The sequence below is a fragment of the Candidatus Methylomirabilis sp. genome, from assembly GCA_036000645.1.
Taxonomy (GTDB): domain Bacteria; phylum Methylomirabilota; class Methylomirabilia; order Methylomirabilales; family JACPAU01; genus JACPAU01.
The window spans coordinates 16,924-30,516 of record DASYVA010000145.1; the positions used below are offsets into that span (position 1 = coordinate 16,924).

The 13,593-nt window shown below is 71.6% G+C and carries 14 protein-coding genes; 11 read left to right on the forward strand and 3 right to left on the reverse strand.

Features of this window, described 5'->3' with window-relative positions; translation table 11 throughout:
• Positions 1–4 precede the first annotated feature (4 nt).
• From lpxA to amrB, 11 genes are read left to right on the forward strand one after another with little or no spacing between them, the layout of a single operon-like run.
• Positions 5–778, forward strand: coding sequence for an acyl-ACP--UDP-N-acetylglucosamine O-acyltransferase (lpxA, locus tag VGT06_08125; GenBank protein HEV8663088.1), 774 nt, complete (start codon positions 5–7; stop codon positions 776–778).
• Positions 775–1,587, forward strand: coding sequence for a UDP-2,3-diacylglucosamine diphosphatase LpxI (gene lpxI / locus VGT06_08130; GenBank protein ID HEV8663089.1), 813 nt, complete (start codon positions 775–777; stop codon positions 1,585–1,587). Before lpxA ends, lpxI begins: the two co-directional genes overlap by 4 nt.
• Positions 1,588–1,646: 59 nt before the next feature.
• The gene (locus VGT06_08135; protein ID HEV8663090.1) at positions 1,647–2,597 is read left to right on the forward strand and encodes a Gfo/Idh/MocA family oxidoreductase; all 951 of its coding nucleotides are present in this window, start codon (positions 1,647–1,649) and stop codon (positions 2,595–2,597) included.
• A gap of 21 nt (positions 2,598–2,618) precedes the next feature.
• On the forward strand, positions 2,619–3,770 hold the full coding sequence (gene lpxB / locus VGT06_08140; GenBank protein HEV8663091.1) for a lipid-A-disaccharide synthase: 1,152 nt from the start codon (positions 2,619–2,621) through the stop codon (positions 3,768–3,770).
• A complete protein-coding gene (locus VGT06_08145) occupies positions 3,770–4,447 on the forward strand; it encodes a lysophospholipid acyltransferase family protein (protein ID HEV8663092.1) in 678 nt (225 codons plus the stop codon). The genes lpxB and VGT06_08145 overlap by 1 nt, the downstream gene beginning before the upstream one ends.
• Positions 4,448–5,731 (forward strand): 3-deoxy-D-manno-octulosonic acid transferase, encoded by a 1,284-nt coding sequence (locus VGT06_08150; GenBank protein HEV8663093.1) that lies wholly within the window; start codon positions 4,448–4,450, stop codon positions 5,729–5,731. It abuts the gene before it with no gap.
• Complete coding sequence (gene lpxK / locus VGT06_08155; protein HEV8663094.1) at positions 5,728–6,840, forward strand: tetraacyldisaccharide 4'-kinase; 1,113 nt, start codon at positions 5,728–5,730, stop codon at positions 6,838–6,840. The genes VGT06_08150 and lpxK overlap by 4 nt, the downstream gene beginning before the upstream one ends.
• Positions 6,841–6,843: 3 nt before the next feature.
• Complete coding sequence (locus tag VGT06_08160) at positions 6,844–7,761, forward strand: lysophospholipid acyltransferase family protein (protein ID HEV8663095.1); 918 nt, start codon at positions 6,844–6,846, stop codon at positions 7,759–7,761.
• Positions 7,761–9,431 carry a lipopolysaccharide heptosyltransferase II gene (waaF, locus tag VGT06_08165; protein ID HEV8663096.1) on the forward strand — a complete coding sequence of 557 codons (1,671 nt, stop codon included), beginning with the start codon at positions 7,761–7,763 and terminating at the stop codon, positions 9,429–9,431. Before VGT06_08160 ends, waaF begins: the two co-directional genes overlap by 1 nt.
• Before the next feature lie 18 nt (positions 9,432–9,449).
• Complete coding sequence (locus tag VGT06_08170) at positions 9,450–9,596, forward strand: hypothetical protein (GenBank protein ID HEV8663097.1); 147 nt, start codon at positions 9,450–9,452, stop codon at positions 9,594–9,596.
• 1 nt (position 9,597) lies between these two features.
• Positions 9,598–10,407, forward strand: a complete 810-nt coding sequence (gene amrB, locus VGT06_08175; protein HEV8663098.1) for an AmmeMemoRadiSam system protein B — start codon at positions 9,598–9,600, stop codon at positions 10,405–10,407.
• Between the two features lie 181 nt (positions 10,408–10,588).
• On the opposite strand, the gene VGT06_08180 is transcribed toward amrB, so the two are convergent.
• The 3 genes from VGT06_08180 to VGT06_08190 are packed head-to-tail and all read right to left on the reverse strand — an operon-like array spanning position 10,589 to position 13,493.
• Positions 10,589–11,590 carry an oligopeptide/dipeptide ABC transporter ATP-binding protein gene (locus VGT06_08180; GenBank protein HEV8663099.1) on the reverse strand — a complete coding sequence of 334 codons (1,002 nt, stop codon included), beginning with the start codon at positions 11,588–11,590 and terminating at the stop codon, positions 10,589–10,591.
• A 3-nt stretch (positions 11,591–11,593) separates the two neighbouring features.
• A complete protein-coding gene (locus tag VGT06_08185; GenBank protein HEV8663100.1) occupies positions 11,594–12,586 on the reverse strand; it encodes an ABC transporter ATP-binding protein in 993 nt (330 codons plus the stop codon).
• A gap of 13 nt (positions 12,587–12,599) precedes the next feature.
• The gene (locus tag VGT06_08190; GenBank protein HEV8663101.1) at positions 12,600–13,493 is read right to left on the reverse strand and encodes an ABC transporter permease; all 894 of its coding nucleotides are present in this window, start codon (positions 13,491–13,493) and stop codon (positions 12,600–12,602) included.
• Between the last annotated feature and the right edge of the window lie 100 nt (positions 13,494–13,593).

Consider the following 13,593-nt stretch of genomic DNA (forward strand, 5'->3'; position numbering starts at 1 on the left):
GCCCGTGAGCATCCATCCGACTGCGATTGTCGCCCCAACGGCCCGCCTGGAGACCGGAGTCACCATCGGTCCCTACAGCACGCTCGGGGACCACGTCACCCTGGGAGAGGGCACCACCATCGGCGCTCACGTCGTCATCGAGGCGGGGGCCCATGTGGGCAAGCACTGCCGGATCTTCTCCCACGCGGTCCTGAGCTCGGAGCCCCAGGACCTGAAGTTCCAGGGAGAGAAGAGCCAGCTCATCGTGGGGGATGGGACCGTCATCCGGGAGTTCGCGACGCTGAACCGGGCCACGAGCGGCGGGGGGGGAAAGACCGTCGTGGGTCGGGGCTGCCTCATCATGGCCTACGCGCACGTGGCCCACGACTGCCACCTGGCGGACGGCGTCATCCTGGCGAACGGTGCGACCCTCGGCGGGCACGTCATCATTGAGGAGCATGCCATCATCGGCGGGCTGACGGGCGTGCACCAGTTCTGTCGGATCGGGGCGCACGCGATCATCGGGGGCTGCTCCGGGATCCTTCTGGACGTTCCCCCCTACGTGAAGGCGCAGGGGAATCGGGCGCGCCTCTTCGGCCTGAACACGGTCGGGCTGAAGCGCCGCAACTTCCCCCCCGAGACCATCCGGCATCTGAAGCAGGCCTACCGCTTGCTCTTCCTCTCCGGCCTCACCACCAGCCAGGCGCTGGAGCGGATCACCGCTGAAGTCCCGACCTGCGCGGAGATCCAGCACCTGGTCCACTTCATCAAGACTTCCGACCGGGGGATCACCCGGTGAGCGGGACGGCCGACGCCCTGGGCCTCATCGCGGGCTGCGGCCCGCTCCCCCTGATCGCCGCGCGGGAGGCCAAGGCCCGGGGGCTCCGGGTCGTGGCCGTCGCCCTCCGGGAGGAGACCGACCCCGCCCTGGAGGGCATCGCGGACCGGACCGCCTGGGTCAGCGTGGGGCAGCTCGGGGCCCTCCTGCGGGCGTTTCGGCGGGAGGGGGTGACGGAGGCCATCATGGTCGGGAAAGTCCAGATGACACACCTCTTCGGCCGGATCCGGCCGGATCTGCGCGGGGCGCGCCTTTTCGCCCGACTGCGGGACCGCCGCGGGGACGCGATCCTGGAGGGGGTGGCGGACGAGCTGGCGAAGGAGGGGATCACCCTCCGGCCGTCCACCGACTTTCTGGGGGGCATCCTGCTCGGGCAGGGAGTCCTCACCCGCCGGGCGCCCACGCCGGCGGAGCGGGAGGACATCCGTTTCGGCCGGGAGATCGCTCGGACCATCGCCGCCCTCAAGATCGGGCAGACGGTGGTAGTCAGGCGGGGAACCGTGGTGGCGGTGGAGTCTGTCGAGGGGACCGACGCCGCCATCCGCCGCGGAGGCGCCCTGGCGAAGGAGGGGGTGGTGGTGGTGAAGGCCTCCCGCCCCGATCACGACTTCCGCTTCGATGTCCCCGTCATCGGGCAGAGTACCGTGGAGGCCCTGCGGGAGGTTCGGGGCCGGGCCCTGGCCGTCGAGGCCGGCCGAACCCTCTGTCTCGACCGGGAAAAGATGGTGGCGGTGGCCGACGAGGGCGGAATCGCGATCATCGCGGAGTAGGGGCGACGGTCGGGAGTGCGCCGGGAGGGGTGGCCGGTGAGGCTGTGGCGGAGGAGAGGGTGGGCGTAGGGGACCGGCCGATTCCGGTGGCCGTCATCGGGGTGGGCCACGTGGGGCAGCACCACGCGCGGCTATACCGGGAACTGCCGGGAGCCGAGCTGGTCGCCGTGTGCGACACGGATGCGGCCCGCGCGGCGGCCGTCGCCGCCCGCGAGGGCACCGAGGCGGTGGCGGACTTCCGGAGCCTGCTGGGGAAGGTCGACGCGGTCAGCGTTGCCGTCCCGACGGTCCACCACCGCGCTGTGGCGGGCGCGTTCCTGGAGGCCGGCGCCGATGTCCTGGTGGAGAAGCCCATCGCCGAGACCTTGGAAGAGGCGGAGGCGCTGGTGGCCGCGGCGCGCCGGGCGGACCGCGTGCTCCAGGTGGGCCACGTGGAGCGTTTCAACGGGGGGGTTCGGGCGCTGCACGCACTCGTCGGGGAGCCGGGGTTCATCGAATGCCACCGGCTGGGGCCCTTCGCCGGCCGGGGAACCGACGTGGACGTGGTCCGGGATCTCATGATCCACGATATCGATATCATCCTGAGCCTCGTCCGGTCCCCCGTGGTCCAGGTGCAGGCGGTGGGGGTCCCCGTCATCTCGGACCGGGTGGACATCGCCAATGCCCGCCTGCAGTTCGCCTCCGGGTGCATCGCGAATGTGACCGCGAGCCGCGTGAGCGTCGAGCGCCTCCGCAAGCTCCGCATCTTCCAGCGGGACACCTACCTGGCGCTGGACTACGCGGCGCAGGAGGTGGCCTGCTACCGGCGCCTCCTCCCGCCTCCCGGCGCCCCCGTCAGCGAGTTGCCCCGCATCGTCCGGGAGGAGGTGGCGGTCGACAAGGCCGAGCCGCTTCGCCTGGAGCTGGAGAGCTTCCTGGCTGCCGTCCGGACCCGGGCCCGTCCGGTGGTCTCCGGGGAAGAGGCGCTGGAGGCGCTCCGAGTCGCGGGAGAAATCCTGGCAAAGCTCTAGGGGGAGGGGCGGAGGGCGGAGATGGGAGGTGGGTGGATTCTCCTGTCCGCCGGTGAGGCCTCCGGAGACCTCCTGGGGGCGGAGCTGGCCACAGAACTGAAGCGCCGCACGCCCGACCTGGAGCTTGCGGGCATGGGGGGGGATCGGATGGCGGCTGCGGGGGTCGCGCTGGCCGTGCAGGCCCGCGACGTGGCGGTGGTAGGCCTGACCGAAGCCCTGGCGCGGCTCCCGAGGCTCTGGCGCGCCTACCGACTTCTCGTCGGTATGCTGCGGGACCCGCGGCCCGACCTGCTCCTCTGCATCGACTTCCCGGAGTTTAACCTCCGCCTCGCCCGCGCCGCCGCCCGGGTAGGCGTGCCCGTCTGCTACTACGTGAGTCCGCAGATCTGGGCATGGCGACGCGGTCGGATCCGGACCCTCCGGCGCCTCGTCCGAAGGATGCTGGTCATCTTCCCCTTCGAGGAGGCCCTCTACCGCGAAGCCGGGGTGCCGGTGCGCTTCGTGGGCCACCCGCTTCTGGATCGGGTGCAGGCCGTTCCGTCCCGAGAGGTCTGCCGGGCCCGCCTCGGCCTTCTCGGGGGGGAGCGGCTGATCGGCCTCCTGCCGGGGAGCCGCGAGGCCGAGGTCCGACGCCACCTGCCCGTGATGGCGGAGGCCGCGGCGCGTATCGGGACTGCCCTCCCCGGGACCCGATTCGCCGTGGCCGTGGCGGACACCGTCGCACCCGAGAGGCTGACCCCGCTCGTCCCCTCGGACCTGAGAGCCGCCATCCGCCTCGTGACGGGGGACACCTACGGCGTCATCCGAGCGGCCGAGCTGGTCATCGCCGCCAGCGGCACGGTAACACTGGAGGCGGGGGTTCTGGGGACCCCGCTGGTCGTGATCTACAAGGTCTCCCCCCTCACCTACCTCGCCGGGCGGCTCCTTATCCGTGTGCCGTTCATCGGCATGGTGAACCTGGTTGCCGGTCGCCAGGTGGCGCCGGAGTTGATCCAGGGCGCGGCCACCCCCGAGCGGATCGCGGCCGAGGCCCTGAGTTTGCTCCGGGACCCGACACGCCTGGCGGCGGTGCGAGCGGAGCTCGCCCGTCTTCCCGGACTGCTGGGGGAGGGGGGGGCGCCGGGCCGGGCGGCCGAAGCTGTCCTCGCGTGCCTGGCGGAGGCGCGCCGCTGATGCGGCGCCTCCTGCGGCGGCTCCGGCGCTCCCGCCCCGTGCTGGCTGCCGGGGCCTCGATGGGCGCGGCCGCCCTCTGGCTCCTCCGCCGAACCCTCCGCCTCCGGATGGTGGGGCGGGAGTGGGCCGAGGCCTTTCACGCGCGGGAGAAACGACCGCTCATCTTCACCTTCTGGCACGGGCGCCTCCTCATGATGCCGTTTTCGTGGCCGGGCAGGCCGGCCACAATCCTGGTCAGCCGCCACGCCGACGGGGAGGTGCTCAGCAGGATCGCCTGGCGCTTCGGTATTCGGAGCGTGCGCGGGTCCACCTCCCGGGGGGCGCACGCGGGTCTCCGGGCGATGCTCCGCGCCTACCAGGATGGTTCGCACCTGGCGACCGGGACGGATGGCCCGCGGGGGCCCCGGGAGCGCGCCCAGCTCGGCGTCATCGAGCTGGCCCGGCGGACCGGCGCGCCAGTGGTCCCGATCGGCTTCGGCGCGAGCCGGGGCTGGTTCCTTCCCACCTGGGACCGGTTCTTCATCCCCTGCCCCTTTGCCCGGGGCACCTTCGTCTTCGGTGAGGCCCTCCTGGTCCCTCCGGGGGCGGACCGGGTCGCCATCGAGGCGGCGCGGGTCGAACTGGAGCGCCGGCTCAACGCCGTCACCGCCGCGGCGGATGCGGCGGGGAGGGGCTGAGTGTACGGCCTGTATACCGTGGGCCTGCTGGCCGCCTTCCTGGCCATGACCCCGCGCCTCCTGTGGCGCTACGGGCGCGGGGGAGCCTTTCGCGCCGGGATCGGCCAGCGCCGCGGCCGCTACGCGCCCGAGGATCTCGCGGGCCTCCGTGGAAGACGGCCGTTCTGGCTGCACGCGGTGTCGGTGGGCGAGGTCCTGGCGGTGAGCGAGCTGCTCGCGGCCCTGCGGGAGAGACGGCCCGACCGGCCCGTTCTGGTCTCCACGGTGACCGAGACGGGCCAGGCCCTCGCCGCAGAGCGCCTCGCCGCGGCACACGCCCGGATCTATTTTCCCTTCGATCTGCCGGGATGCGTTCGGCGGGCGGTCGGAACGATCCAGCCCCGCCTGGTCCTGCTGGCAGAAACCGAGCTCTGGCCCAACTTCCTCCGCGCCTGCAGGGACCGTCTGATCCCGGTCGTCCTCGTGAACGGGCGGATCTCCCCGCGGTCCTTCCCTCGTTACCGGCTGGCCCGCCCATTCCTCCGCCGGGTCCTTGGCGACCTCACCCTGTGCCTGATGCAGACCGACGCTGACGCGGAGCGCCTCCGATCCCTCGGGGCGCCGGCCGACCGGGTCCGCGTGACGGGCAACTTGAAGTATGACCTCCGGGCCGTCCCGGTCTCCGCGGCGGAGCGGCGGGCGTGGCTGACGAGCCTGGGCATCCCGGAGGGGGCAGAGGTGCTCCTGGCCGGCAGCACCCACAGGGGCGAAGAGGAGGCGGCCGTCGCGGCGCTCTCTGCGCTCCGCCAGGCGTACCCGGAGGCCCGGCTCATCCTCGCTCCCCGGCATCCCGAGCGCCTCGCGGAGGCCGAGGCAGCGGCCGGCGCTGCCGGCTTCGCCTCCGGCCGCTGGAGCAGCCGACCCTTCGCACCCTCGTTCCGGCCCCCTGTGATCGTCGTGGACACGGTAGGAGAGCTGGCCCGCCTGTACGCCCTCGGCACGGTGGTGTTCGTCGGGGGAAGCCTCGCCCCCGTGGGAGGACACAATATCCTGGAGCCCGCCCAGCACGGGTGCCCCATCCTCTTCGGCCCCTATATGGCCAACTTCTCCGAGATGGCAAACGCCTTCCTCGCGGAGGGGGCGGCGGTCCAGGTCCCGGACGCATCCGGCCTGGCCGCTCACGTGCTGGCCCTCGCGCGCAATCCGACCGGTGCCAAGCGGCTGGGGGAGGCAGCGGCGGCCCTCCTCGAGCGGCACCGCGGAGCCACGGCGCGCACGGTGGCCGCGCTGGAAGCCCTGCTGTGAGGGTCGGGGATGCAGTCCGGGCCGTGGCGGGGGACGAGCACGCTCCCGGTGGAGCGGGGCGTGCCCTCCTGCGCGCCGGCCTCCGTGTGGCCTCCTGGGGGTACGGAGCGGTGGTGGTGGCCCGGACGGGTGCCTACGGGGCGAGGCTCCTGCCCCGGCACCGGGTCCCCTGTCCGGTGGTCAGCGTCGGCAATCTCACGGCGGGCGGGACCGGCAAGACGCCCTGCGTGATCTCCCTGGCCCGCCGCCTCCAGGAGCGGGGCTGGAGGCCGGCGGTTCTCCTCCGGGGATACGGGAGGCGGAGCGGCAGCGGCCTCCTGGTCGCGTCTACCGGCCAGGGGCTCCTTCTCTCTGCCGAGGAGGCGGGGGACGAGGCCAGTCTGCTCGCGGGAGCCCTGTCGGGGGTCCCGGTCATTCTGGGGGCGGACCGTCGCCGGGCGGCGGAGGTGGCGCTGCGCCGGTGTGGGGCCGACCTTTGTCTCCTGGACGACGGGTACCAACACTTGCGGCTCCATCGGGACCTCGATATCCTCCTGCTGGACGCCCGATGTCCCTTTGGGAACGGGGCCTTGCTCCCGCGCGGGCTCCTGCGCGAGCCGTCCGGGGGGACCGGCAGGGCTGACTTGGTCATCCTGACGCGGGCGGATCAGGCCCGGGATCTGGACGGGGTGGAGGGAGCGGTCCGCCGCCTGAATCGGCGGGCCTCGCTCCTCCGGGCGGTCCACCGCCCCGTCTCCCTCGTCCGGCTCGCCGATGGGAGCATCCTCCCGGCCCAGGCCCTGGCCGGCCAGACGGTGGCGGCGCTCTCGGCCATCGGCAGCCCGGGGGGCTTCGAAGCAACCCTCCGGGGTCTCGGGGCGTCGGTGGCCGCGGCTCTCCGCTTTCCCGACCACCACCGATTCCGCCAGGAGGAGCTGGAGCGGGCGGGGCGGGAGGGGCGGATGGCGGGGGCGACGCTCCTCGTGACGACTGCGAAGGATCGGGCTCGGGGAGGCCTCCCCGCGCGGGCGGGGGGCTTGCCGTTGGCCGTTCTGGAGGTGGAGTTCGTGGTGACGCAGGGGCTCGAGGCTCTGGAGGCGGCCCTGGCCGAGCTCCGAAGGGAGGGCTGAGGGATGGTCGGGGCAGACGGGAAGGGCCGGCTCCGCGAGCACCTGGAGTTCCTGGGTGCGATGGTGGCCGTCCTGCCTGTGGGCGTGCTGCCCGACCGCCTCGCCTTCGCCCTGGGACGCTTCCTCGGCCGCTTCTGGTACGCCGTGGACGCCCGCCACCGGAAGATCGCGTTGGACAATCTCGCGCGGGCCTTCGGGTCCCGGACGACGGCCGCCGAGCGGGAGATCCTGGCCCGCGAGCACTTCATCCACCTCGGGTACACCTTCGTGGAAACCTGTCGCCTGCGTGGGCCCCGCGCGGCGCGTCTTCAGGAGGTGGTGCAGGTCGAAGGGCGGGAGCACCTGGATCGCGCCCGCGCGCGGGGCCGCGGGATCATGGTGGTGACGGGCCACTTCGGATCGTGGGAGGTGTTGGGGCGGGCCTGGCCTCTCCTTGGGGAGGTAGGGGCCTTCGTTGCCCGCCCGCTGGATAACCCGCTCCTGGAGGCCTGGATCGCCGGGATCCGGACGGCGGGGGGAAACCGAGTCATTCCAAAGCGGCAGGCGTTCCGGCACGTGGTGGAGACGTTGCGCCGTGGTGAAACAGTGGCGATGCTGATCGACCAGAACGTGGCCCGGGAGCAGGGGGTCTTCGTGGACTTCTTCGGCACCCCCGCCTGTACGACCACCGCGGCTACCCTGGCTGCCCGCCGGACGGGAGCGGCCCTCCTGCCCGCAGTCTGCGCCCGGCGCGCGCCGGGGCGGTTCACGATCCGGATCGGGAAGGAGATCCCGGTGGCCGTCACGGGGGACGTCCGCCGGGACATCGTGGCGACCACCGCGCAGGCGACCACCGCCCTCGAGGCCTTCATCCGGGATCACCCGGAGCAGTGGTTCTGGGTGCACCGACGCTGGAAGACCCGGCCAGAGGGGAAAGGCTGATGGGCGGCGTGGCCCGGATCCTGGTGCGGGGCGTGAACTGGGTCGGTGACGCGCTCCTGATGACCCCCGCCCTCGCCTCCGTCCGGCGGACCTTCCCGAAGGCCCACCTGAGCCTCCTGGTCCGCCCCTGGGTGGCCGATCTGTTCCGGGGGAACCCGGCCGTGGATGAGGTCCTCCTCTATGAAAGCGCCGGCGGCCACGGGGGGCTCACCGGGAAGCTCCGCCTCGCCCGGGAGCTCCGGCGGCGGCGGTTCGACCTGGCCGTTCTGTTTCAGAATGCGTTCGATGCGGCGCTGATTGCCTGGCTGGCGCGGATCCCGGAGCGGGTTGGGTTCGCGACGCAGGGGCGGGGCTGGCTGCTCACCCGGCCGGTGTCGCTTCCCCCGGAGCTGCGCAGGCGGCATCAGGTGGAGTACTACCTGGGGCTCGTCCGCGCCCTGGGGTGGAGCGAGGCGCCGACCGAGCTGGTCCTGTCGCTCAGCACGACGGAGCAGGAACAGGCAGACGCCCTGCTCCGAGAGGCGGGCTGCGACGGGACGGTTCCGATCGTCGCCCTGAACCCCGGAGCGGTCTACGGGAGCGCCAAGCGGTGGCCCGCCGAGCGGTACGCCGCCCTGGCCGACCGGCTGGCCGTCGAGGGGTATCGCCCCCTGCTGGTCGGGGCCCCCTCGGATGCCGGGGCGGCGGCCGAGGTGCGGGCGGCCGCGGAGCGCCCCCAGGCCCTGGCGGATTTGACAGGGCGGACGGGACTCAAGACGCTGGCCGCCCTCCTCCGTCGGTGCAGCGCCTTCGTTTCCAACGACACCGGGGCGATGCACGTGGCGGCAGCGGCGGGGACCCCGCTGGTGGCGATCTTCGGGCCCACCGACCCGGCCACCACGGCCCCCGTGAGCCGCCGCGCCATCCTGCTCCGCCGCCCCGTCTTCTGCAGCCCATGCCTCCTCCGGGACTGCCCGATCGATCACCGGTGTATGCGGGGGGTCAGCGTGGACGAGGTCCACGAGGCCCTCCTGACGCTCCTGCGGCATTCCTCCGGGAGTGCGGGCCCTCTGAGGGAGCGGCCGGCCGGCCGGCCGGCGGTTATACTGGACCGAGACGGGACGATCAACGAGGAGCTGGGCTACATCGGCTCCCCGGAGCAGGTCCGTCTCATCCCGGGGGCCGCGGCCGCCCTCCGGCGGCTTCAGGCGGCCGGCTTCTGTCTCGTGATCGTCACCAACCAGTCGGGCGTGGCCCGGGGATACTTCGACGAAGCGGCGCTTCAGCGGGTCAACGGGCATCTGCTCGCCTTGCTGTCGGCAGAGGGCGTGCAGGTGGCCGGGGTCTACTACTGCCCGCATCACCCGACGGAGGGTCATCCCCCCTATCGCCGGACGTGCGAGTGCCGGAAGCCGGGCGGCGGGTTGATCCGGCGGGCCGCCGAGGAACACGGGCTGGACCTGGCGCGCTCCTTCGTTATCGGGGACCATCTGAGCGATGTTCTCCTGGGGCGGGGCGTCGGGTCGCGGACAGTGCTCCTGCTCACGGGACACGGGCGGGAGGAGGCAGCCCGGATCCGACAAACCGTTGGCGCCAGCCCCGACTGCGTCGCCGCCGACCTGGTGGAGGCGGCGACGTGGATCCTGACGCAGGCCACCAGCGACGTCGCCGGGGCCCGGCCGGCCCCGTAGGAAGGCGGGAGGTGGGAAATGCGGGGGCTCGCCCCCCTTAAGTGCTACTCGTTCCGTCTCTTCCTCCGCGAGCTCATCGACCGCTCCGTCTTCCTGACCAACACCCGGCCAAACCTGGTCCAGGCCCTCGGGACCTGTCTACGGGCCCACTTCGGGAGGCACTAGGATGGTCCCGGTGATCCGCCGGCCCGCGGTCGCCGGGTCCTTTTACCCCGGGACCGCGACGGCCCTGCGGGGGCAGGTGGAAGACCTCCTTCCCCGCGGCCCCCGGGAGCGGGCGGTGGCCGTCGTGGCCCCGCACGCCGGCTACATGTACTCGGGGCGGGTCGCGGGGGAGGTGTATGGGGCCCTCGAGCCCCCTGAGGTCTACGTGATCCTGGGCCCGAACCACACGGGGCTCGGGGCGGGAGCGGCGATCGTCACCGGGGGGGCGTGGGCCACGCCGCTGGGGGAGGTCCCTATCGAGACCGGCCTCGCCCGGAGCATCCTGCAGGCGTCCGACGTCCTCGAAGAGGATGATCTCGCCCATCTCAAGGAGCACGCCATCGAGGTCCAGCTTCCGTTCCTGCAGCTGCAGGAGCCGGTTCCCACCTTCGTGCCGATTTGCCTCCTGTCCCACGAGCTGGCCGCCTGCCAGGAGGTGGGGCAGGCCGTGGCCGAGGCGGTGGCGGCGTACCCGAAGCGGGTGACCGTGGTGGCCAGCACGGACCTCAATCACTACGAGCCGCAGGCGGTGGCGGACCGGAAGGACCGGCTGGCCATCGAGCAGATCCTGGCCCTGGACGCAGCCGGGCTCCATCGCACCGTCCGGGAGCACCGGATCAGCATGTGCGGCTTCCACCCAACCGCCGCGGTCCTCGTGGCGGCCAAAGCCCTGGGCGCCACGGCGGCCCGCCTCCTCCGGCACATGACCTCCGGCGACGTGAATCGCGACTACAGCCGGGTGGTGGGATACGCCGGCGTCATCATCCGCTAGGAAAGACCAGCGTCGCCGCTCCCCGCTTGCGCCTCGCCTCATTTCTCCCGATCTCTCGCTTGCCAGGCTGGGACCGAAGAGTGCCCGGGCCTCCGCGCGGGGATCGGCGCGCGCGACTAACAGGGGAAGAGAGCGGGCGGTCGGGTAGACACGCGGGCTCGGCGGAGGCTGGCGTGGACGGCTAGGGGCCCGGGTAGAAGCAGGCCGCCTGATGGCCGTCCCCGACGGGGAGCAGTTCGGGCTCCTCCTGCTCGCACCGGGCCTGCTTCTTGGGGCACCGCTGCTGGAACCGGCACCCGGGGGGGAGGTCGATGGGGCTGGGGATCTCGCCGCGGATGGTGGCGCGGATCTCGAAATCGGAGACTTCCCCCTTCATCCGGGGGAAGGACTGCAGGAGGGCAATCGTATAGGGATGCTGGGGAGCCTTGAAGATTCGGGCAGGCGTCCCGAGCTCGACGACCCGTCCGAGATACATGACCGCCACCATGTGGCAGACGTATTGGACCACTCCCAGGTCGTGGGAGATGAAGATGTAGGTCAGGCCCAACTCCTCCTGCAGGTCTTGCAGCAGATTCAGGATCTGCGCCTTCACCGAAAGATCCAGCCCTGAGACCGCTTCGTCCGCCACCAGCAGTTTCGGCTCCACGGCGATGGCCCGGGCGATGGCCACCCGCTTGATCTGGCCGCCGGAGAACTCGTGGGGGTAACGGTCCGCGGCGCTCCGGTCCAGGCCGACCTTGGCGAGCAGTGCCTGGACCCGGTCCTCCATCGCCGCCGCCGGAACTACCCGGTGGACCTCCAAAGGCTCCCGGATGATCCGGCGGACCGTCATGCGGGGGTTCAAGGAGGTGAACGGGTCCTGGTAGATGATCTGGGCCTGCCGCCGGTAGTGGAAGAGCGCCTCCCCCGTCAGATGAGTGATGTCGGTGCCATTGAAGAGGATCTCGCCGGCACTGGGCCGGTCGGCCCGCATCACCAGGCGGCCGGTGGTGGTCTTCCCGCACCCGGACTCTCCCACCAGGCCGAGCGTCTTTCCCTGGCGAATCTCCAGGCTGATCCCATCCAGCGCCTTCACGACCCTGGGGGGCGGTGCCCCGCCCAGGAGATGGCGGATGTGGAACCGCTGCGGGATCGCGAAGTACTTCTTGACGTCCACCAGGCGGCAGAGGACCAGGTTCTCCACGGGCTAGCGCTCGGCCTTCCAGCACGCCACCGCGTGCCCCGGGGCGAGGACCTCCAGGGCTGGCGGGGTGGCCGCGCAGTGGGCGTCCTTCTGGGGGAGGGGACAGCGGGGATGAAACCGGCACCCGGCGAGGTATTCGGCCGGGGCGGGCAGCTGGCCCGGGATCGGCTCCAGACGCCGGACCCCCAGGCGTGGGACGGAGCCGAGGAGGCCTCGGGTGTAGGGATGGCGGGGGGACGCCAGGACAGCGTCCACCGGGCCGGCCTCCACGATCTGTCCGGCGTACAGGATCAGCAACCGGTGGCACATGTGGGAGACGAGGGCCAGGTCATTGAAGATGAAGAGCACCGCCGCCTGGAGCTCCTGGACCAGGCCGCGGATGAGCTCGAGGATCTGCGCCTGGATGGTCACGTCCAATGAGGAGGTCGGCTCGTCGGCGATCAGCACCTTCGGCCGACAGGTCATGGCCATGGAGATGACGACCCGCTGGCGCATCCCGCCGCTGAACTGATGCGGGTAGTTTTGGACCCGGCTCTCCGCCGAGGGGATGCCAACCCGCCGAAAGAACTCGACCACCCGCTCGAGGGCGAGGCGCCGAGGAAGTCGCTGGTGCAACTCGAGCGGCTCCGCCACCTGCAGGCCCACCCGGAAGACCGGGTTGAGGGCCGAGGTGGGATCCTGGAAGATCATGGCCACCTCGTTGCCCCGAATGGCGCTGAGGGCCTTCTCCGACAGGCGCCGGAGGTCCTGACCCCGGTAGAGGACCTCACCGCTGATGCGGGCCGGCGGGGTGGGGAGCAGTCCCAGGATGGTGTCGGCGAGGACACTCTTGCCCGCCCCGGATTCCCCGAGGAGGCCCACGATCTCCCCCTCCTGCACCTCAAAGGAGATCCGGTTCAGGATGTTCACCAATCCGCCGGGCGTCTCGAAGGAGACGCTCAGGTCCCGCACCTGCAGGAGGGGAGGGGGGACGGGCGAAGAGGCTGACTGCGGCATCTGGGTCACGCGGTCATCCAGTGATCTGACCCTTGGGATCGAGAGCGTCCCGGAGGCCGTCCCCGAAGAGGTTCAAGCCCACCAGGACCACCACGAGGGTGAGACCCGGGAACCCCGAGATCCAGGGCGCCATGACGATGAACCCGCGACCCTCGGCGATCATCAGCCCGAGGTCGGGCGTGGGGGGCGCGACCCCGAGGCCGAGGAACGAAAGCCCCGACTCGAGGAGGATGGCGACCGCCAGGTTCAGGCCGTACTGGACGATGATGGGGCTCAGGACGTTAGGGAGAATATGCCGTCGGATCACCGCGGCGTGTCCCAGGCCGAGGAGTTGCGCGGCCTCGACGAACGGCTCCTCCTTGATGTTCAGCACGTCCCCCCGCGTGACCCGCGCGAACATCCCGATGAAGGTGAACGCCAGCGCCACGACGACGTTCTGCAGGCCCAGCCCCAGGACCGCGATGAAGGCGATGGCGAGAACCAGGGGGGTGAAGGCCAGGAGGCCGTCCACGATCCGCATCAGGACGGCCTCCAGGAACCCCCCGAAGTACCCGGCCACCAGGCCGATCAGCACCCCGAAGGCCATGGCGATGGTGACGGACGTGAACCCCACGATGAAGGAAATCCGGTTCCCATAGATGATCCGGGACAGCATGTCCCGGCCGAAGGAGTCCGTCCCCAGCCAGTGCCCGGCCGAGGGGGGCTGGAATGCCTCCTGGTAGTGCTGCTCGATCGGGTCGTAGGGGGCGAGGACGGGGGCGAAGAGCGAGACCAGAGCGAAAAGGCAGAAGATGACCAGACCCACCACGGCCCCCCGGTTCGCCTTGAACCGGAGCCACATCAGGGCGGAGGGAGAGACCCGCCTGACGGCGGAGAGGGGGGGGTTCGCCAGGATGGCCTCGGCCATGGCCCTGCCTCAGGCTTCCCGCATCCGCGGGTTGAGGGTCCGATAGAGCAGGTCCACGAGGAGGTTCACCAGAATGAACATGATGGCGATCACCATGACC